This window comes from Streptomyces sp. NPDC002018 (assembly GCF_042890865.1).
Classification (GTDB): domain Bacteria; phylum Actinomycetota; class Actinomycetes; order Streptomycetales; family Streptomycetaceae; genus Streptomyces.
This window is the reverse complement of sequence record NZ_JBIASO010000015.1, coordinates 106,026-126,774: the sequence shown is the minus strand read 5'-3', so window position 1 is coordinate 126,774 and position 20,749 is coordinate 106,026. Positions and strand designations below refer to the sequence as shown.

Genomic DNA, 20,749 nt, shown 5'->3' with positions numbered 1-20,749 from the left:
CAGTACTCTTGCGCTCATGTACGGCTACGACCAGACTCCGGGCGCTCAGCAGCAGTACGCGCACCCGCCGCAGCAGCCGCCACCGCAGCAGCACCAGCCGATGGGCGGCGCCGGGGCGGGCATCGGCGGGTACGGCGAGCAGCCGCTGTATCCGGAACCGTCGCCTCCGTCGCTCGGTGACGCGGTGCGCGCGTTCACCACGGGGTCGTTGTCGGCCGAGGACTTCCAGCAGATCTTCGCGACGTCGAAGGTGTACTGCCCGCGGGGGGACAACCCGGGGTTCCTGGCGCTGCACAACACGCAGCAGCCGGTGATTCCCATGTTCAGCACGCTCAAGGAGCTGCGGCGGTACGCGGGCAAGGAGTCGAAGTACTTCGTGATCACGGGCGCGGAGGTGATCGATCTGCTGCCGACGGGGTACGGATTCGTGCTCGACATGGAGGGCGACCACCGGATGGTGTTCGACGCGAAGGCGGTCGAGCAGATGGTGGACTTCGCGATGCGCCGCATGTACGGCTGAGCGCGGCTGATCGCAGGCGGCTGATCACACGTGGCGGGCCGCCGCGTCTCCGGGTGCCGTCGAGGCCCGTACCGATCCGGTACGGGCCTCAGTCGTGCGCCGGGACGGTCGTGTGCGGGGGCGGTCGTGCGCCGGGACGGTCGCATGCGGGGGCGGTTGTGTGCGGGGGCGGTCGCGTGCGCGGGCAGTCGTGTGCGGGGACGAGGCGGGAATGAAGGGAGCCTTGCCAGATGTTCACCGTTCAACTAAATTGGGACAGGACAAACCGAGGAGGCTCCCATGCCCGCAGTGACCGTCGACAACCCGCTGACCCTGCCCCGGGTCGCGGCCCCGGCCGGCGCCGTGGCCCGTCCCGTGCTCGCCGTCACGACCGCTCCCAGCGGGTTCGAGGGCGAGGGTTTCCCGGTGCGGCGCGCGTTCGCGGGGATCGACTACCAGCACCTCGACCCGTTCATCATGATGGACCAGATGGGTGAGGTGGAGTACGCGCCGGGCGAGCCCAAGGGCACGCCGTGGCATCCCCACCGCGGTTTCGAGACGGTCACGTACCTGATCGACGGGACCTTCATCCACCAGGACAGCAACGGTGGCGGCGGGACCATCCAGAACGGCGACACGCAGTGGATGACGGCGGGCTCCGGGCTGCTGCACATCGAGGCTCCGCCGGAGTCGCTGGTCATGTCCGGCGGGCTCTTCCACGGGCTCCAGCTCTGGGTGAACCTCCCGGCGTCCGACAAGATGATGGACCCCCGGTACCAGGACATCCGCGGCGGTCAGGTCCAGCTCCTGACCTCGCCCGACGGCGGCGCGCTGCTGCGGGTGATCGCGGGTGAGCTGGACGGCCACCAGGGGCCCGGCATCACGCACACCCCGATCACGATGATCCACGCGACGCTGCGGCCCGGCGCGGAGGTGACGCTGCCGTGGCGCGAGGAGTTCAACGGTCTCGCGTACGTGCTGGCGGGACGCGGTTCGGTCGGCACCGACCGGCGGCCGGTCCACATGGGGCAGACGGCGGTCTTCGGCGCGGGCGGCACGCTGACGGTACGGGCCGACGAGACGCAGGACGCGCACACGCCCGACCTGGAGGTGGTGCTGCTGGGCGGACGGCCGATCCGTGAGCCGATGGCGCACTACGGCCCGTTCGTGATGAACAGCCACGCGGAGCTCCAGCAGGCCTTCGAGGACTTCCAGGCCGGCCGCCTGGGCACGGTCCCGGCGGCCCACGCCTGACCTCAGCCCCCCCGCCCCACCCCGGGGGCAGCACCGTCTCCCCCACCCCCACCGCGCGCCACCCCCGGCCGCGCGGTGGGGGTGGGGCCGTTGAGGGGGCGTCGGGGGTGGGGTGGGCCGAACAGAGCATTTGGGGAGGACGGGGGGCGGGGGGCGTGGTCGGGTGGGGGCGTGGAGATGCCCTCGCCGTCCGTCCTCCCCGAGAGTGCCCGCCGTCTCGCGGCGTGGTGCGCGGTGGCGCTGGTCGTCTCCGGGGTCGGGGCCGTGGGCATCTGGCTGACCATCACCTTCAAGACCGCCGTCACCCCCGTCCTGCTCGCCATCCTCGGCACCGCGCTGCTCGGGCCGTTCTACCGGCGGCTGCTCGCGATGCGGATCGGCCGGTCGCTCGCCGCCGGGCTGACCTGTGTCGCCGTCGTCGCCGTGGTCGGCGGGGCGGGATACATCGTGGTCAGCGCGCTGGTCGACAGCGGTGACCAGATCGTCTCCTCGCTCAAACAGGCCGGGAAGGATCTCAGCAGGCACTTCGGCGCGGCCGGGACCTCGCTCGACGATGTGGCCGGCAACGCCAGGTCCCTGCTCGGGAAGTTCGGCGCGACCGCCGCCTCCGGGGTGATCACCGGTCTCAGCGTCGTCGGCGAGCTGATCGCCACCGCCGTGCTCGCGCTGCTGCTGATGTTCTTCTTCCTGCGCGACTCGGACAAGGTGGCCGACTCCCTGCGCTCCCTCGCCCCGAGCGACACCGGCGAGACCGTCGAGGCCATGGCGCGCCGCGCGTTCGAGGCCGTCGAGGGCTTTATGCGCGGCACCACCGTCATCGCCCTCATCGACGCGGTCTGCATCACCGTCGGACTGCTGTTCCTGGGGGTGCCGGGCGCGGTCGGGCTCGGGGCGCTGGTCTTCGTCGGCGCGTACATCCCGTATCTCGGCGCCTTCCTCTCCGGCGCCGTCGCCGTGCTGGTCGCCCTCGCGGACCGAGGCTGGGTGACCGGGCTCTGGGCGCTCGGGGTCGTCCTCGCCGTGCAGGTGCTGGAGGGGCATGTGCTCCAGCCGATGATCCAGAGCCGTACGGTCCAGATGCACCCGGCCGTGGTGATACTGGCGATCACGGCGGGCGCGAGTGTCGCCGGGATTCTGGGCATGCTGCTCGCCGTACCGCTGACGGCCGCCGTGTTCGGGGTCTTCTCCGAGCTGCGGGCCCGCTACGGCCACGCCTCGTAGCGCGTCCGCCGGCCCGCCATCGGTCACGAGGGTCAGGAGGGTCAGGAGGCGTCGGGCCCCTCCGGCGCGCCCAGCACGTCCGGCCCGCCCAGCCCGTCCGGGCCGCCCGCCTCGGACCCTCCCGTTCCTCGGGGCCCGGTGTCCGTGTGCCCGTCGGCGGCGTCGGCGTCGGCGTCGTTGACGTCGGTGGCGGTGGCGCCCGCGTCGCCCGCGTCGCCCGTGTTCCCGGTTCCGTACTCGTACAGCTCGAACCAGATCGACTTGCCCTCGCCGCGCGGATCCACGCCCCACGCGTCCGCCAGCATCTGCATCAGCACCAGTCCCCGCCCGCTGGACGCCAGCTCCCCCGGCCGCCTGCGGTGCGGCAGCTCGTCGCTGGTGTCCGCGACCTCGATCCGCAGCCGCCGGTTCCCGGGCTCGCCGATCGCCTCGGCGATCAGCAGCGCGTCGTCGTCCGTGTGCACCAGCACATTGGTGAGCATCTCGGAGACCATCAGCTCCGCGGAGTCGATCTGTTCCGCGTCCCCCCAGTCGTGCAGCAGCTCGCGCACCTGCCGGCGCGCGCCCGCGACCCGCTCCGGTTCCGCCTGGGCGATCGTCAGCGCGGCCCGCCGCGTCGTGCGGTGGGGGCCGTGGCCCGCCGGGTGGTCCCGGGCGAGCAGCAGCAGCGCGATGTCGTCCTCGCGGCGGTCCGCGAGCGGCCCGGTCGTGTAGTGCGACGTGGGGCCGTGCACGGCCTGGACGAGCGCGTCGGCGAGCTTCTCCAGGGATTCGCCCCCGGCCTCCTCCAGGACGGGCCGCAGCCGCTCCCAGCCGGTCGCGAGATCGTGCCCGCCGGTCTCGATCAGCCCGTCCGTACAGAGCATCAGCGTCTCGCCGGGCTCCAGGTTCAGCCGGGTCGTCGGATAGTCCGAGTCCGCCTCGATCCCGAGCGGCAGCCCGCCCTCGGTCCGCCGGATCATCGCCGTCCCGTCGGCCGTACGGATCACCGGGTCGGGATGGCCGGCGCGGGCGATCTCGATGGTGCCCGACTCCGGGTCCACCTCCAGATAGAGACAGGTCGCGAAGCGCGGACCGGTCAGCGCGTACTCCTCCTCGTTCGGCTCCGCCGGCGCCCCGGTGGCGCCCCCGCCCGGCCCCGGGTAGTGCTGGAGCCCGGCCAGGAAGCGGGAGGCCCGGGAGAGCACCGCGTCGGGCCTGTGGCCCTCGGAGGCGTACGCGCGCAGGGCGACCCGGAGCTGGCCCATCAGCCCGGCCGCCCGTACGTCATGCCCCTGGACGTCCCCGATGACCAGCGCGAACCGGCCGCCCCTCCATCCGTCGCGGCCCCATCCACCGCCCTCGGAGTGCGCCGTACCGCCCGGCAGCGGGATCATGTCGTACCAGTCCCCGCCGATCTGGAGCCCGCCGCCGGTCGGCACGTACCGCGCCGCCATCGACATCCCCGGGATCTCGGGACCCAGCGTCGGCATCATCGTGCGCTGGAGGCCCAGCGACAGCTCGCGCTCGGTCTCGGCGAGGCTGGCGCGCGCCAGCGCCTGCGCCAGCATCCGCGCCACCGTCGTCAGCACGGACCGCTCGTCGGGCGAGAACGCGACCCGGTGCTTGAACGCGGCCATCCAGGTGCCCAGCGTGCGCCCCGCCACGACCAGCGGGAGATAGGCCCAGGAGCGCCGCTCGAAGCGCCGTACATAGGTCCAGGTCCCGGGGTAGCGGCTCTCGTACGCCTCCGGGCTCGGCAGATAGATGGCCCGCCCGGTCCGTACGACCTCGGCCGCCGGATAGTCCGTGTCCACCCGCATGTCCTCGAACGGGATGGTGTCCCCGGGCCCGTGCCCGTGGTGGCCGATGACCGTGAGCCGGTCGCCGGAGACGCCGAAGACGGCGAGCCCGTCCGGCGAGAAGCCCGGCATGGACAGGGACGCGGCGACCCGCAGCACCTCGGAGGTCGAGCGGGCCTCGGCCAGCGCGCGGCCCGCGTCGAGGAGGAAGGCCTCGCGGGAGCGGCGCCAGTCGCCGGTGACCGAGGTGCCCTTGACGGTGGTTCCCGGCCGTACCTCCGCGACCTCCTGGAGCGTCCCGTACAGCTCGACGTACGGGGGCCCTTCGGGCTTCCGCCGGACGACCGTCTTGGCGCGCGACCGTACGGTACGGAGCACCTGGCCGTTCTCGTCCGTGATCCGCATCCGGGCCTCGGCGAGGGTCCCCTCGGCGATCGCGAGATTCACGATGCCGTCGATCTCGTTCCAGTCGACGGGGTGGAACCGGGCGCGCGTCGCGGCCAGCGTGAGGACCACCGGCTCCGCGGGCAGCCCGATCAGCCGGGCGGCCTCGGCGTCGAGGGTCACCGTGCCGGATGCGTTGTCCCATCGCCACAGACCGGTGGCGATGGCGGACAGGACATCCTCGGTGCGCATTGTCCCACTTTAGGAATATCCGAGGAGTGAACGCCACCGAGGGGGGCGCGACGGCCGGGCGGTAACCTGTTGTGCGGTACTGCCGCACGCTGGTGTGCTGTACCGCACCCACACCGGCCAGAGTCCGACGAGGCCAACCCCGACTTGCTAAGACTGGATGAAACGACGATGCATCGGTACAGGTCCCACACCTGCGGCGAGCTCCGCGCCTCTGACGTCGGCACCGACGTCCGGCTGAGCGGCTGGCTGCACAATCGCCGAGACCTGGGCGGCATCCTCTTCATCGATCTCCGTGACCACTACGGACTGGTCCAGCTCGTCGCCCGGCCCGGCACCCCCGCCAACGAGGCCCTGGCCAAGCTCACCAAGGAGACCGTCGTCCGGATCGACGGCACGGTCTCCGCGCGCGGTGCGGAGAACGTCAACCCGGAGCTGCCGACCGGCGAGATCGAGATCGAGGTCTCCGAGGTCGAGGTCCTCGGCGCGGCGGGCCCGCTGCCGTTCACGATCAACACCGAGGACGGCGTCAACGAGGAGCGGCGCCTGGAGTACCGCTTCCTCGACCTGCGCCGCGAGCGCATGCACCGCAACATCATGCTGCGCACGGCCGTGATCTCCGCCATCCGGCACAAGATGACCGCGCTCGGCTTCAACGAGATGGCCACCCCGATCCTCACCGCGACCTCCCCCGAGGGCGCCCGTGACTTCGTGGTGCCCTCCCGGCTCAACCCCGGCAGGTTCTACGCGCTGCCGCAGGCCCCGCAGCAGTTCAAGCAGCTCCTGATGATCTCGGGCTTCGACCGCTACTTCCAGATCGCGCCGTGCTTCCGCGACGAGGACGCCCGCGCCGACCGCTCGCCGGGCGAGTTCTACCAGCTCGACGTCGAGATGAGCTTCGTCGAGCAGGAGGATGTCTTCCGCCCGATCGAGAAGCTGATGACCGAGCTGTTCGAGGAGTTCGGCGGCGGCCGTCATGTCACCTCCCCGTTCCCCCGGATCCCGTTCCGCGAATCGATGCTGAAGTACGGCAACGACAAGCCCGACCTGCGGGCCACGCTGGAGCTGACGGACATCTCGGACGTCTTCGAGGGCTCCGAGTTCAAGGCCTTCGCGGGCAAGCACGTGCGCGCGCTGCCGGTCCCGGACACCGCCGCCCAGCCGCGCAAGTTCTTCGACGGCCTCGGTGAGTTCGCCGTCGAGCACGGCGCCAAGGGCCTGGCCTGGGTGCGGGTCGGCGAGGACGGCTCGCTGAGCGGCCCCATCGCCAAGTTCCTCACCGAGGAGAACGTCAAGGTCCTCACCGAGCGCCTCGGTCTCGCCCCCGGCCACGCCGTCTTCTTCGGCGCGGGCGAGTTCGACGAGGTCTCCAAGATCATGGGCGCGGTCCGGGTCGAGGCGGCCAGGCGTGCCGGGCACTTCGAGGACGGCGTCTTCCGGTTCTGCTGGATCGTCGACTTCCCGATGTACGAGAAGGACGAGGAGACCGGGAAGATCGACTTCTCGCACAACCCGTTCTCGATGCCCCAGGGCGGTCTGGCCGATCTGGAGACGAAGGACCCGCTGGACATCCTCGCCTGGCAGTACGACATCGTCTGCAACGGCATCGAGCTGTCCTCCGGCGCGATCCGGAACCATGAGCCCGATGTGATGCTCAAGGCGTTCGAGATCGCCGGCTACGACCGCGACACCGTCGAGCAGGAGTTCGCGGGGATGCTGCGCGCCTTCCGCCTCGGCGCCCCGCCGCACGGCGGTATCGCCCCGGGCGTGGACCGTATCGTCATGCTGCTGGCCGACGAGCCGAACATCCGCGAGACGATCGCGTTCCCGCTCAACGGGAACGCGCAGGACCTGATGATGGGCGCTCCGACGGAGCTGGAGGAGTCCCGCCTCCGCGAGCTGCACATCGCCGTGCGCAAGCCGGTCACCAGGTCCGCCGAGTAGTCCGGCGGGCGGTGGCCCGCGCTGGTCGGCCCACGACTGGTCGGCTCACGTCGGCCCACGACTGGTCGGCTCACGCTGGTCGGCCCGCGAATGGTCGGCGACACGACTGACGGAGGCCCGGGACCCGGAAGGTCCCGGGCCTCCTCCCGTTCCCGGCCCTCCCGCCGCGGAGCACTTCTCGCCCGGAGGCAACCCGATCGGTGGGCCGCCGCGTTCCACAGGCGTGGGAAACCGAACAGGATGGCGAGGGCGGCACGATGGATCCGGGCGAGGGCGACTTCGAGGCGTTCGTCGCCGCCCGGGGGCCGCGGCTGTTGCGGGTGGCGTGGCTGCTCACCGGAGACGCGCATCTGGCGGAGGATCTGTTGCAGACCACCCTGGCGAAGGTGTGGCCGAAGTGGCCGCGTATCGCCGGGGACCGTCCGGAGGCCTATGTGCGCAAGGCGCTGGTACATCTCCACGCGTCCTGGTGGCGGCGCCGGTGGCGCGGCGAGCTGCCGTACGGGGAACTCCCGGACACCGCCGGTGCCGTCGACGCGTACGCGGACGTGGATCTGGAGCAGTCGCTGGCGGCGGCCGTACGGGCGTTGCCGGTGCGCCAGCGCGCGGTGGTCGTGCTGCGGTACTTCGAGGACCTCAGCGTCGAGGACACCGCGGCGACCCTGGGCTGTTCCCCCGGCACCGTGAAGAGCCAGTCCGCGCGGGCGCTGCGCTCCCTGCGGGCCGCGCTGCCCGCGTCGGTGGCGGACGGTGAGCGCTGTGGATGAGCCGGGGGACGTGTCGCCGTCGAGGCCGGGGCGTGAGCCGAGTGCCGAGGACGAACGGGAGCTGCGGATCCTGCTGGAGCGGGCCGTGCCCCGGCTGCCCGCGCCCGAGGGGCGGCTCGGCCGGGTACGGGAGCGGGTCCGGCGGACCCGGCGACGGCGCGGGGCGGCGGGCGGCGCCGCGGTGACCGTGACCACGCTCGTGCTGGCCGGAACGTTCCTGCCCGGTGCGCTGCGCGGCGGGCAGGAAGCGGCGCCGCCCGCGGCCCCCGGGCCCTCGGTGACCGGAAGCTCCGGGGGGACCGGGAGCCAGGACCCGGCCGGGGGCCTGCGTCCGACCCCGGGTCAGGATCCGGCCCCGGGTCAGGATCCGGCCCCCGGCCAGGACTCGACCGCCGCCGGAGTCCGGTTCGAGCGTCTGGGCGGTCTGACCCTGCGGCTGCCCGAGCGCTGGCAGGCGCTGGAGATGCCGTACGACAAGACGTTCAAGGTGGCGGCCCGGGGCTTCGTCTCGTCCGGGCGGCTGACCCCGTACCGACAGCCCTGCCCGGTGAAGACGCCGGACGCGTGTCTGCCGGTGAAGGCCCTCGCGCGCGGCGGCGCCCTGCTCACCCTCACCCCCCTCGGCGGGACCGATATGTCGGGCAAGATCCAGCGGCCTCCGGTGCTGTACGCGTCGGGGGAACTGTCCAAGACCTGCGGCGGCATCCGCGGCACCCGGGAGTTCAGCGCCCTGATCGGCGGTGCCTCCGCCGCCTCAGCCGCCTCCTCCTCGGCCATCTCCGTCACCCTCTGTGTCTCCGGCGACGCGCCGGGAACCGTCGAGGACGTCCGGGCGATGCTCACCGGCGCAGACTTCGGCAAGGGAACCACGACCGCTCCCACGCCGACTCCGACCGACGAGCATCCCCTGAACGAGAAATGAGAGGCCCGTCCATGTCCGTCCGCTCTCTCCGTCCCGCTCTCAGAGGACCGCGGCAGGTCGCCGCACTGCTGGTCACCGGCCTGCTTCTCACCGGCTGCGCGGGCACGACGGACACCGCCGACAACGTCGGGTCCGCGCCGGGCGGGACGGCCTCGGCGGCGGGGGACAGCGACTCCTCGGAGGGGTCCGCCGAGGGGGCCGTGCCCGAGGAGCCGGCCGTCGAGCCGAAGGAGATCGAAGGCCTCGGCCCCGAGACCCGCTCCCGCATCCCCCAGACGGCAGGTCAGGCCGTGGTGGTACGGGGCGCCGACGCCGACTCCGACCGGTCCGTCGTCATGGTCTACGAGCGGGACCCCGTCACGGGCTGGCGGCGGACCTCCGGGGAGTGGCCGGCGCACAACGCCCGGGAGGGCTGGACCGACGACCATGTCGAGGGCGATCTGCGTTCGCCCATCGGAGTGTTCGACCTGACCGACGCGGGCGGGAAGCTGCCCGACCCGGGGTCGAAGCTCCCGTACGACCGGGGACGTGCCTTCGAGGCGGAGGGCACCGGGTTCGAGGGCGAGTCGCTCGAAGGCACGTTCGACTATGTGATCGCGATCAACTACAACCGGGTCCCCGGGACCACCCCGCTGGACTGGACCCGGCCCCTCGGCCAGGAGAAGGGCGGCGGCATCTGGCTCCATGTGGACCACGGCGGGCCCACCCAGGGCTGTGTCGCCCTGCCGCGCCCGCGCATGCGGGAACTGCTGCGCACGCTCGACCCGGCGAAGCGGCCGGTGGTGGTGATGGGGGACGCGGCCTCCCTGACCCTCTGACAGTCCCCGGCCCGACGCCCCGATGCGCCGACACCCCGATGCGCCGACGCGGCCCGTCCCCCCGCGCGCGGGGGAGCGGACCGCGTCAGGCCGCGTGCGTCAGGCCGCGTGCGCCGCCTGCTCCTCGCCGCCGAAGCGCTCCTTGTACGCCGCCAGGTCATCGTCCGTGATCTTGGCGAAGAGCACCGGCGGAACGGTGAACGCCGTACCGGCCGGGACCGCCGCGAGGGACTTCGCCTCGTCGGCCGTGACCCAGGCCGCCGTGTCGTCGGTCAGCGCGAACGCCTCGCGCATGGCCCGCGCGGAGGCCGGGATGAACGGCTCGGAGATCACGGCGTAGAGGTGGATGAGGTTCATCGCCGTGCGCAGCGTCAGCGCCGCGCCGTCCTCGTCCGTCTTGATCTCCAGCCAGGGGGCCTTCTCCTCCAGATACGAGTTGCCCGCGGACCACAGCGCGCGCAGGGCCGCCGCCGCCTTGCGGAACTGGAGCGACTCCATGTGGCCCTCGTACTCCGCGAGCAGCCGCGCGATCTCCTCGCCGAGCTTCGCCTCCGCCTCGCCGGCCGCCCTGCCCTCCGGCACGGCGTCGCCGAAGCGCTTGCGCGAGAAGGACAGCACGCGGTTGACGAAGTTGCCGAGGGTGTCGGCGAGGTCCTTGTTGACCGTCGACGTGAAGTGCTCCCAGGAGAAGGACGTGTCGTCCGACTCGGGCGCGTTGGCGATCAGGAAGTAGCGCCAGTAGTCGGCGGGCAGCGTCTCCAGCGCGGCATCGGTGAAGACGCCCCGCTTCTGCGAGGTGGAGAACTTGCCGCCGTAGTAGTTCAGCCAGTTGAAGGCCTTGACGTAGTCGACCTTCTTCCAGGGCTCACGGGTGCCGAGCTGGGTGGCCGGGAACATCACCGTGTGGAACGGGACATTGTCCTTGGCCATGAACTCGGTGTAGCGGACGGTGTCCTCGGCCTCGTACCACCACGACCTCCAGTCGCGCGTCTCGCCGTCCGGGGCGGCGTCCGCCCACTCCTTGGTGGCGCCGATGTACTCGATCGGGGCGTCGAACCAGACGTAGAAGACCTTGCCCTCGGCGGCCAGCTCCGGCCAGGTGTCCGCCGGGACCGGCACGCCCCAGTCCAGGTCACGGGTGATCGCGCGGTCGTGCAGCCCCTCGGTCAGCCACTTGCGGGCGATGGAGGACGCGAGCTGCGGCCACTCCGTGCCGGCCTCGTCGATCCAGGCCTCGACCTCGCCCGCCAGCTTCGACTGGAGCAGGAAGAGATGCTTGGTCTCGCGGATCTCCAGCTCGCTGCTGCCGCTGATCACCGAGCGCGGCTCGATCAGATCGGTCGGGTCCAGCACCCGGGTGCAGTTCTCGCACTGGTCGCCGCGCGCCTTGTCGTAGCCGCAGTGCGGACAGGTGCCGACGATGTAGCGGTCCGGGAGGAAGCGGTCGTCGGCGACCGAGAAGACCTGGCGGATCGCCCGCTCCTCGATGAAGCCGTTCTCCTTCAGCCTGCGCGCGAAGTGCTGCGTGATCTCGCGGTTCTCCGCGGACGAGCTGCGGCCGAAGTAGTCGAAGCGCAGCTCGAAGCCGTCGTAGACGGCCTTCTGGGCGTCGTGCTGCTCGGCGCAGAAGACGTCGACCGGAACACCCGCCTCCTTCGCGGCGAGTTCGGCGGGGGTGCCGTGCTCGTCGGTGGCGCAGATGTAGAGGACGTCGTGGCCGCGCTGGCGGAGGTACCTGGCGTACACGTCCGCCGGGAGCATGGACCCCACCATGTTGCCCAGGTGCTTGATCCCGTTGATGTACGGAAGGGCGCTGGTGATGAGGTGTCGAGCCATTGCAGGCTGCTCCCAAGTCGCTACATGGTGTGACCAATTGGTCTACGGAATGTCAATATCGTATCCGACCCTCCGGATACGGGTCGCCCGAGTTCGGGTGGCGCGGGGCGCGGAGAGCTTTGCGAAACACCCCGTGCCGTAGACAGGCCCATCCTGGGAGGAGAAGGGCATCATGCACGGGTCGGGGCACGAGGCAGGGGACGACAGCATGCGGGTACTGGTCGCCGAGGACGAGCAGGTTCTCGCCGAGCTGGTGGCGACCGGACTGCGGCGCGCGGGATTCGCCGTCGACACCGTCTACAGCGGTGACGCGGCTCTCGCCTATCTCGGACTGCACGACTACGACGTCGTCGTCCTCGACCGCGATCTGCCCCGCGTCCACGGCGACGACGTCGCGCGCAAGCTCGTCGCCGAGTCGTCCCGTACGCGCATTCTGATGCTCACCGCGTCCGCCTCACTGGAGGACCGGGTCGAGGGGCTCGATCTGGGCGCCGACGACTATCTGGGCAAGCCCTTCGACTTCCCCGAGCTGGTCTCCCGGGTGCGTGCCCTGCGACGGCGCAGCGCCAGGCCCGTACCGCCGCTGCTGGAGCGGCACGGCGTACGGCTCGACTCCGTACGGCGGACGGTGTCGCGGGACGGGCGGGTGCTGGATCTCTCGCCGAAGGAGTTCTCGGTGCTCCAGATCCTGCTGGAGGCGGACGGGGCGCCGGTCTCGGCGGAGGAACTGCTGGAGCGCGCCTGGGACGCGCACGCTGACCCCTTCACCGGGGCGGTGCGGGTCTGTCTGAGCAAACTACGGGCCAAACTCGGCGAACCGCCGCTCATCCGCACGGTGCAGGGTGTGGGATACGCGCTGTGAAGATGACCGCGCGTCCGTCCGGCTCCCGCCCCGGCGGCTCTCTTTCCGGCCCGTCCGGCTCCCGTCCCGGCCCGGTGGGCTCCCGCTCCGCCACGACGGGTCCGCGCTCCCGTCCGGTGGGCTCGCGCTCCACGATCCGTACCCGTATAGCGCTCGTCTACGGCGGGGTGTTCGTCGTCCTGGGCGGCTGTCTGCTCACCGTCGTCAATCTGCTCTCCACCGCGGGCACTCAGAACGAGGCGCAGGAGATGGTGGCCCGGGTGGTGCCCGCCCAGGTGGGGCCCGCGCTGCCCGCCCCCTCGGTGCGCGGCCTGATCAGCGAGCAGCGGATCGCGCCGGTCACCGTCTACGAGCTCACCGACAGCGTCACCGACGCGGCCTCCGACGAGATGCTCTTCTGGTCGGTCGCCGCGCTGCTGGTGATGGCGGCGTGCGCGGTGGTGGTCGGCTGGTGGACGGCGGGACGGGTGCTGCGGCCGGTGCACACGATGACGGCGAAGGCCCGCCGGCTCTCCGAGCACAATCTCCACGAGCGGATCGGGGCGAGCGGTCCCGACGACGAGCTGAAGGAGCTGGGCGACACGCTGGACGCGCTGCTGGCCCGGTTGCAGAAGGCCTTCGACAGCCAGCGCCGGTTCATCGCCAACGCCTCCCACGAACTGCGGACGCCGCTGGCGACCCAGCGGGCCGCGATCCAGGTCGGTCTCGACGACCTGTGTTCGCCGGACGAACTGGCCCGTACGAAGCAGACCCTGCTGGACAACAACCGGCGCAGCGAGCAGCTCATCGAGGGGCTGCTGGTCCTGGCCCGCAGCGAGCGCGAGGTGGACGACCAGGAGCTGGTCGATCTGGGGGAGGCGGTCACCGAGGAGGCGGCCCGCTTCGGCCTGGACGGGTCCGTGGCGGTCATCGGCGGCGAGGCGGTGCGCGGGAACCGGCTGCTGCTCGGTCAGCTCGTGGGCAATCTGCTGGCCAACGCCGTGACGTACAACGTGCCGGGCGGGTCGGTGGACGTGGAGGTCATCGGCACCGTGCTCGTGGTGCGCAACACCGGGCCCGTGGTGGCGGAGGAGGACATCCCGGCGCTGTTCGAACCGTTCCGGCGCGGGGAGGGGCGCGACCGGATGGGCCGGGGCGCCGGACTCGGGCTCTCCATCGTGCGCTCGATCGCGGTGGCGCACGGGGGCCGGGTCGCGGCGGTACCGGGCGGGTCCGGCGGTGGTCTGACGGTCACGGTGACGCTGCCGCCGGCCGCGTCGGGGTGACGACGCGGCCGGCGGCAGCGGGAGCGTGACGGTCCGGAGGCGGACGGTCCGGGATCGAAGGTCCGAGGCGGACGGTCCGGACTGGACGGTCCCGGGGCGGAAGGCCCGGCGGGGTCAGCTCGTGCGGGAGGCTCCCCAGGCGGCGAGCAGCTCGCGGTAGAGCGTGGCGTCGGGCAGCTCGCGCGGGGCGGGGCCCGCGTGGAGGAATCCGACGTTCTTGACGGCCGCGTCCGCGCCGAGCCTGCGCGCGACGTCGAAGCCCTTGGCGTCCTCCTCGCCGAAGGCCACGAACTGCCAGAAGAGCGGCAGCTTCGCGGCCTCGGCGAACGCCTGCTCGGCGGCGCGTACGACGCTGGGCGCGCCGTCCGTCTGGAAGATCACCAGCGCGGGCCCCGTGGCACCGGACTTCTCGTGGAGCGCCACGACCTCCTCGACGGCACGGTGGTAGTTCGTCCGGCCCATACGGCCCAGCGAGCCGTGCAGTTCGTCGATCTTCCCCCCGTACGAGCCGAGGTCGATCTCGCCGGTTCCGTCGATCTCGGTCGAGAAGAACACGACGGGCACGGTCGCGGCCTCGTCGAGGTGCGCGGCGAGCGCGAGCGCCTGCTCACCGAGGTGCTGGGCGCTGCCGTCCTTGTAGAACGGACGCATGGACCCGGACCGGTCGAGGACCAGATACACGGTGGCGCGCTCGCCGGTGAGACCGAGCTTCTTGAGCGCGGCACCGGCCGCCTTGTAGTGCTCGGCGAGTCCGGGGGCACGGGACTTGACGCGGGCGAGCGAGAAGGCGGGCCGCCCGTCGCCGACGGTCCCGGCCGCGACGGCGCCTTCTTCGTCGGCCTCGCCCGGAGCGTCGGCCTCTGCCGCGGGCTCGGTCACGGGCTCAGCCGCGGGCTCGGCCGCGAGGACCGGTTCAGGCTCGGCCTCGGCCGTGACATCGGCCCCGGCCTCGGCCGCGAGCACGGGCGCGGGACGCTGCTCGGGTACGGACGGAACCTCGGCCTCCGGTACGGGCGTCGCGGCGGGCTCGGCCACCGGCGCGAGCGCGGGCTCGGACTCGGGCGTGGGCTCCGGGTCGGCCGTCTCCGTCACGTCCGCGTCCGGCGCGGGCGCCGTCTCGGGTGCCGCCTCGGACTCGGGCTCCGGCTTCCGTACCGCCGGGATCTCCGCGTCCGGGGCGGGCGCCGGGTCCGGCTCCGCCGAAGTCTGCGCCGGGACCGTCGCCGTGACCGGGGGCTTCGGGGGCTCCGGGTCCTCGGCCGTGTGCGCGCGCGACACCTGGGACGGCACGCTCAGGTCCGGTTCCGGCGCGCGGGGGTTGTCGAACGCCGCGGCCACCAGATCCGCCGCCGCTGCCTCGACCGAGGATTCCGAGGCCTCCGTGACACGCGAGGCGTCCGCGACACGCGAGGTCTCCGTGACACGCGAGGCGTCCGTGACACCCGGGGCGTCCGGGGCGTCCGGGGTGCCGGACGTGTCCGAGGCGTCCGGGGATGTCTTCCGGGTGGTCTTCTTCGGCGCCGTGGCGCCCTGGCCGGTGGTCACGGCCGTCCCGTCGGCCGCGTCGGCCGTGCCGGTGCCGCCGGTCGCTTCCGCCGGTTCCGTACGGTCGGCCTGGGACGGCACCGAGGCCGCCGACTCGTTACGCTCCTCCGCACGGTCGCGTCCGAACACCTTGCGCAGCAAGCTCCGAATGCCCATGGGCGAGGCCTTTCAGATCAGTTGGGTGCGGTGTCCGCCGCCGGGGAAAAAACGCGCATCCCTGGCCAGGGCGGATACGTAAGGTTAGCGGCCACCCCGATGATCTACGGCAGGGGCGGCCTCCGCGGGCCTCGCGGGACCCACGTATGGGGGAGGACGGTACCGGCGCCCCCACGGGCGCCGGTCGCCATGTCCCGTGCCCGGTACGGCATTACCCGCCCCAGACCACGCGGTCGGCCCCCGTTCATGCCGAGTTCACCTCGGCGCCTCCGCCCTGCTGGGCTCCGCACCTACCGTCACGGCCGAGACATCCCGACAGCCTGTCGGCCATGTCGGCGCGGGGCGCGCCGAGAGACCACACCACCGGAGGCGAAAAGTGCGCAAACTGCTGCCGCTGCTGAACTCACACCCGGGCGGACGTTCCGCTCTGACCTGCCGTTTCCGCTGTGGCGACGCGTGTTTCCACGAGGTCCCCAACACCAGTGACAACGAGTACGCGGGCGACATCATCGCCGGTGCCCTGTCAAGACGCTCCATGGTGCGCGCCGCCGCCGTCGTGACGGTCGCCGCCGCCGCGGGCAGCGCGGTCGTGGTCGGCGGCCCCGGTGACTCCGTCGCCGCCGCGTCCCCGCTCAACGGGAAGGGCCACGGCCACACCCCCACCCCGGACGGCGCCCGCGGTCTCCGCTTCACCCCCGTCGCGCCCAATGTCGCCGACAAGGTGACCGTTCCCTCCGGCTACGCCCAGAACGTGGTCATCCGCTGGGGCGACCCGATCCTGCGCGGTGCCCCGGCCTTCAACCCGGACCGGCAGACCGCCAAGGCGCAGGCCGGCCAGTTCGGTTACAACAACGACTTCCTGAGCCTGCTGCCCCTGAAGGGCGAGCGCGGCCGTCAGGTCCTCGTGGCCAACCACGAGTACACGGACGAGATCCTCATGTTCAAGGGGTACGACGCGGCGGCGCCGACCCGCGAGCAGGTGGAGATCGCGTGGGCCGCCCACGGCCTCTCCGTCGTCGTGGTCGAGGAGGACCGCGAGAGCGGCAGGCTCACCGCCGTCAGCCGTCATGAGCTGAACCGCCGTCTGACCGCCACCAGTGAGTTCCAGCTCACCGGCCCCGCCGCGGGCAGCGAGCTGCTGCGCACCTCCGCCGACCGTACGGGCAGCCGGGTCCGCGGCACCCTGAACAACTGCGCCGGCGGCACGACCCCCTGGGGCACCACGCTGCACGGCGAGGAGAACTTCAACCAGTACTTCGCCTACGGCTCCTCCGCGACCGACAAGCGCTACGGCATCGGCACGGCCGCCAGTGAGCGCAAGTGGGAGCTGTTCGACAAGCGCTTCGACCTCAGGCAGGAGCCCAACGAGGCCCACCGCCACGGCTGGGTCGTGGAACTGGACCCGTACGACCCGGACTCCACGCCGAAGAAGCGCACCGCCCTCGGCCGCTTCAAGCACGAGGCCGCGCAGCCCCGGCTCACCGCCGACGGCCGTCCCGTCGTCTACATGGGCGACGACGAGCGCTTCGACTACCTCTACAAGTTCGTCTCGTCGAAGCGGATGAAGACGGGCGGCGGGCGCGCCGCCCACCAGCACAATCTGACGCTCCTCGACGAGGGCACGCTGTATGTCGCCAAGCTGACCGGCGACAGCCCGGCCGGCCAGATCGACGGCACGGGCAAGCTCCCGAACGACGGGGAGTTCGACGGCTCCGGCGTCTGGATCCCGCTGGCCACCGGCGATGTCTCACACGTCGAGGGCATGACCGCCGACGAGGTGTACGTCTTCACGCGTCTCGCGGGCGACAAGGTCGGCGCCACCAAGATGGACCGTCCCGAGGACGTCGAGCCGTCCCCGCGCACCGGCCGGGTCTATGTCGCGCTGACGAACAACACCGACCGCGGCAAGGAGGGCAAGGCGGGCGCCGACGAGGCCAACCCCCGCAACCTCAACAAGCACGGTCATGTCCTGGAGCTGGCCGAGAACTGGGACGACCCGGCCGGTGACGGCTTCGCCTGGCGGCTCTTCCTGGTCGCGGGCGACCCGAAGGACCCGTCGACCTACTTCGCGGGCTTCCCCAAGGAGAAGGTCAGCCCCATCTCCTGCCCCGACAACGTGGCGTTCGACCCGCACGGCAACCTGTGGCTCTCGACGGACGGCAACGCCCTCGGCACCCACGACGGCCTGTTCGGTGTCGCGACGCAGGGCGAGCGGCGCGGTGAGCTGAAGCAGTTCCTGACCGTGCCGAACGGCGCCGAGACCTGTGGCCCGCTCATCCAGGACCGCCGGGTCCTGGTCGCCGTGCAGCACCCGGGCGAGATCGACGGCGCGACCGTCGAGAACCCCGCGAGCGCCTGGCCGGACGGACCGGGCAGGATCGTCCGCCCGTCGGTCGTCGCGGTCTGGCGCAAGGACGGCGGCGACATCGGCGTCTGACCGGCGCGCGAGGCCGTCCGGCGGGTCGCGGGGTGGCGCCGTCCCGGACCGGCGTCACCCCGCCCGTACCGCCCTCGCCCAGGTCACCCCGCCCGTACCGCCCTCGCCCCTGTCCGCCCGCTCGTACCGCTCCCGCTCAGGCCCGTCCGCTTCGTCGCTCAGACACGTGAGACGTGTGAGACGTGTGAGACGCGTCATGCACCTCATACGCGTCCGCGGCGGAACGCCGTGAACTGTTCCGCCGGATCTCCGGTGTACGACCACGGCACCCGCGCCGCACGCGACCCCAGCAGGGTGAAGAGCCGGCCGGCCTCGTCGGCCAGTCCGGCGTAACAGGCCGCGTGCGTCAGATAGTTCAGCTCGCCGATCTCCTCCGGGACGACCGGCCCGGCCGGCCGGCCCCCGAGCCAGCGGTCGACCGTGCGCCGCACCTCCGTCACCGCCAGCTCATGGCGCCAGTGCTGTCCGAAGTCCGGCAGCGGCCTGCGTCCCCGCACGCCCTCCGCGACATAGCGGAACTCCTCCACCCGCGCGATCTGCACCAGCACCGGCAGCGGGGAGCCGGGCGGCGCCGCGCCCGCCACGTCCCTGGCGAAGTCGTACATCCGGCCGTGCGTCCCGTGCCAGCGCGCCGAGAGATAACGGAGCATCTGCGTGTGGCCCTCGGTGTTGTACGGGTCCCGCCGACGCAACTCGTCCCACCAGCCGCGCAGTTCGGCCCGGGACACCCCCTCCTCGTACAGCCGGGCCACGGTGAGCAGCGACACCCAGGGCATCGGGTCGGCGGGACAGGCCTCGGCCGCGTGCAGACAGACCAGTACCGTCGCGTCGAGCCGTGCCCGGTCAACGGCGACGCCGCGCCCGGCGGCGATGGCCAGGTTGAAGGCCCGTACCACCTCGGTCGCCGCCCGGAGCACCGCCGCGTCGGGGCTGTCGGGCTCCGCCGTCCGCCAGTTCTCCACAGCCGAACTGCCCGCCGCCGCGTGCGCCAGCAGCCGCACCCGGTGGGTGCGCCGCGGCCAGTCCTCGCCGGTGGCCCGCAGCAGATCGCGGATGCCCTGCCAGCGGCCGATGACGATGTCGTGCCGAGCCTCGGTGAGCGGCCGGTCCCCGAAGTCCGGGTCGAAGTCGGGCGCGCTCTGTCTGCCCGGGAGCCGGCCCCGGGGGGCCCGGTGACGTTGTTCCGCCATGGCTGCCCTCCCCCGTCCCGTCGCTCAGAAGTCCGTCGCCAGCGCCCCGCCGGCCTCCGCGGGCCGGTCCGCGCCGGAGTCCGCGTACGGCACGTCGTCGTCCGGGGCGCGTGCCGCGTCCAGTCGCGCGGGACGGTAGTACGAGCTGCCCTGGCGCCAGTACCAGACCATCGGCACCAGGCCCGCGGCCAGACCGCCGACCCCGATCGTGATCGCCGTGGTGGTCAGCTCGCTCAGCGACTCGTAGAACATCCAGAACATGAAGAGCGCGCCGAGGAGCGGCCAGAGACCGGCGAGCACGAAGTCCCGTACCGAGCGCAGCAGCACCTTGCGGTAGGCGACGACGGCCGCGATGCCCGCAAGACCGTAGTAGACGCAGATCTGGAGGGAGATCGCGGTGACGGCAGCGGAGATGATCTCGGTGACCGAGCCGAGCGCGGTGGCCGCCGCGAGCATCCCGAGGGCGACGGCACCGACCACGGTGATCGCCACCCAGGGGGTGTTCCAGGTGCGGTGCACCCTGCCGAGCACCCGGGGCATCGTACGGTCGCGGCCCATCGCGAACAGGGAGCGGGTGACCTGGATGAGGGTGGTCTCCAGGGTCGCGACGGTGGACATCATCACCGCCACGATCAGCAGTTTGCCGCCGATCCCGGGCCAGATCTCCTCGCCCAGCACCCCCAGCACATTGGCGCTGCCGCCCTGGATCTGTTCGGCGGAGAGGATCACGTTCACGGAGATGGTGAACGCCTCGAAGATCAGGAAGACGATGCCCATCCCGATGAGCGCGGCGAGCCCGGCGGTCCTGCGGCTGTCGCGGGTCTCCTCGCTGAGATTGCTGGTGACGTCCCAGCCCCAGTAGTAGAACGCGGCGACCAGCGCGCCGGAGGCGAAGCCCGACGGCCCCTCGAAGTGCTGGAACCCCAGCCAGGACCAGTCGAAGGCGTGGACGGAGCCGTTGTGGGCGACGGCCGCCCCGATGAAGACCAGCAGTACGGTCAACTCCACGCCGGTGAGCAGGAGTTGCGCCCGTACGGTGAGCCGGGCGCCGCCCAGCACCACCAGCAGCATGAGCAGGAACCAGCCCGCTCCGACCAGCAGCGCGAGCCCGGTGTCATCGGCGAGGGCGGGGTCGAAGACCGCGAGCGTCATGGCACCGGCGGGCAGCGAGCCGGCCACCATGAAGATCGTCGCGGAGACCACCAGCGCCCAGCCGGAGAGAAAGCCGAGGGCGGGGTGGAGCGTACGGCCCACCCAGGAGTAGGCGGCGCCCGCGTTGGCGTCGAGCCGGCCGAGTCTGCTGTAGGCGAGGACGATGCCGAGCATGGGTATCGCGCAGTAGAGCAGGGCCGCCGGACTGGCGAGACCGACCGCGCCGACGAGTACGGCGGTGGTGGCGGTGAGTGAGTAGGCGGGCGCGCTGCCCGCGACCGCCATGACCACGGTGTCGAACGTGCCGAGGACATTGGGCTGGAGCCCTCTGCCGGGGTTGTTGCGCATGGCGTTCACTGCTTCCCGGAGGGTGTCGTACCGCGCCGGGAGCACCCTGTGGCCCGCGCCGAAGTCCTGCGCCGATGCCCTTTGGTGGCACGACATGTGTCGACATATCAGAAACAGAC

Annotated in this window: 14 protein-coding genes and 1 pseudogene; 10 read left to right on the top strand and 5 right to left on the bottom strand. The window is 72.0% G+C overall.

Annotated features, from left to right (window positions below):
- Positions 1–16 precede the first annotated feature (16 nt).
- The 3 genes from ACFYYH_RS24370 (at position 17) to ACFYYH_RS24360 (ending at position 2,974) form a co-directional block, all read left to right on the top strand.
- The gene (locus tag ACFYYH_RS24370; protein WP_388554745.1) at positions 17–520 is read left to right on the top strand and encodes an SseB family protein; all 504 of its coding nucleotides are present in this window, start codon (positions 17–19) and stop codon (positions 518–520) included.
- 279 nt (positions 521–799) lie between these two features.
- Positions 800–1,753 carry a pirin family protein gene (locus tag ACFYYH_RS24365; protein WP_388554742.1) on the top strand — a complete coding sequence of 318 codons (954 nt, stop codon included), beginning with the start codon at positions 800–802 and terminating at the stop codon, positions 1,751–1,753.
- A 177-nt stretch (positions 1,754–1,930) separates the two neighbouring features.
- Positions 1,931–2,974 carry an AI-2E family transporter gene (locus ACFYYH_RS24360; protein ID WP_388554886.1) on the top strand — a complete coding sequence of 348 codons (1,044 nt, stop codon included), beginning with the start codon at positions 1,931–1,933 and terminating at the stop codon, positions 2,972–2,974.
- Positions 2,975–3,204: 230 nt separating this feature from the next.
- Here ACFYYH_RS24360 and ACFYYH_RS24355 read toward each other — a convergent pair.
- A pseudogene (locus ACFYYH_RS24355) lies at positions 3,205–5,391 on the bottom strand (SpoIIE family protein phosphatase); the annotation flags it as partial.
- Between the two features lie 168 nt (positions 5,392–5,559).
- On the opposite strand from ACFYYH_RS24355, the gene aspS reads away from it, so the two are divergent.
- From aspS to ACFYYH_RS24335, 4 genes are all read left to right on the top strand, one after another.
- Positions 5,560–7,332, top strand: a complete 1,773-nt coding sequence (gene aspS / locus ACFYYH_RS24350) for an aspartate--tRNA ligase (RefSeq protein ID WP_388554740.1) — start codon at positions 5,560–5,562, stop codon at positions 7,330–7,332.
- 257 nt (positions 7,333–7,589) lie between these two features.
- Positions 7,590–8,099: a SigE family RNA polymerase sigma factor gene (locus ACFYYH_RS24345; protein ID WP_388554737.1), complete on the top strand. Its 510-nt coding sequence runs from the start codon at positions 7,590–7,592 to the stop codon at positions 8,097–8,099.
- Positions 8,092–9,021: a hypothetical protein gene (locus tag ACFYYH_RS24340; protein WP_388554734.1), complete on the top strand. Its 930-nt coding sequence runs from the start codon at positions 8,092–8,094 to the stop codon at positions 9,019–9,021. Before ACFYYH_RS24345 ends, ACFYYH_RS24340 begins: the two co-directional genes overlap by 8 nt.
- 11 nt (positions 9,022–9,032) lie before the next feature.
- The gene (locus tag ACFYYH_RS24335) at positions 9,033–9,839 is read left to right on the top strand and encodes a L,D-transpeptidase family protein (protein WP_388554731.1); all 807 of its coding nucleotides are present in this window, start codon (positions 9,033–9,035) and stop codon (positions 9,837–9,839) included.
- A gap of 99 nt (positions 9,840–9,938) precedes the next feature.
- Here the strand turns inward: ACFYYH_RS24335 and metG are convergent, their stop codons facing one another.
- Positions 9,939–11,675 (bottom strand): methionine--tRNA ligase, encoded by a 1,737-nt coding sequence (gene metG / locus ACFYYH_RS24330; RefSeq protein WP_388554728.1) that lies wholly within the window; start codon positions 11,673–11,675, stop codon positions 9,939–9,941.
- Positions 11,676–11,883: 208 nt separating this feature from the next.
- On the opposite strand from metG, the gene ACFYYH_RS24325 reads away from it, so the two are divergent.
- Both ACFYYH_RS24325 and ACFYYH_RS24320 read left to right on the top strand, forming a co-directional pair.
- Positions 11,884–12,537, top strand: a complete 654-nt coding sequence (locus ACFYYH_RS24325) for a response regulator transcription factor (RefSeq protein ID WP_388554883.1) — start codon at positions 11,884–11,886, stop codon at positions 12,535–12,537.
- Positions 12,538–12,539: 2 nt separating this feature from the next.
- Positions 12,540–13,802, top strand: coding sequence for an ATP-binding protein (locus ACFYYH_RS24320; protein ID WP_388554726.1), 1,263 nt, complete (start codon positions 12,540–12,542; stop codon positions 13,800–13,802).
- A 114-nt stretch (positions 13,803–13,916) separates the two neighbouring features.
- Here the strand turns inward: ACFYYH_RS24320 and ACFYYH_RS24315 are convergent, their stop codons facing one another.
- Positions 13,917–15,503 (bottom strand): VWA domain-containing protein, encoded by a 1,587-nt coding sequence (locus ACFYYH_RS24315; protein ID WP_388554723.1) that lies wholly within the window; start codon positions 15,501–15,503, stop codon positions 13,917–13,919.
- Positions 15,504–15,879: 376 nt separating this feature from the next.
- Between ACFYYH_RS24315 and ACFYYH_RS24310 the strand changes: the two genes are divergently transcribed.
- Complete coding sequence (locus tag ACFYYH_RS24310; protein ID WP_388554721.1) at positions 15,880–17,940, top strand: PhoX family protein; 2,061 nt, start codon at positions 15,880–15,882, stop codon at positions 17,938–17,940.
- Between the two features lie 203 nt (positions 17,941–18,143).
- On the opposite strand, the gene ACFYYH_RS24305 is transcribed toward ACFYYH_RS24310, so the two are convergent.
- Both ACFYYH_RS24305 and ACFYYH_RS24300 read right to left on the bottom strand, forming a co-directional pair.
- Complete coding sequence (locus ACFYYH_RS24305) at positions 18,144–19,130, bottom strand: hypothetical protein (protein ID WP_388554718.1); 987 nt, start codon at positions 19,128–19,130, stop codon at positions 18,144–18,146.
- A gap of 24 nt (positions 19,131–19,154) precedes the next feature.
- A complete protein-coding gene (locus ACFYYH_RS24300; RefSeq protein ID WP_388554715.1) occupies positions 19,155–20,630 on the bottom strand; it encodes an APC family permease in 1,476 nt (491 codons plus the stop codon).
- Positions 20,631–20,749 lie beyond the last annotated feature (119 nt).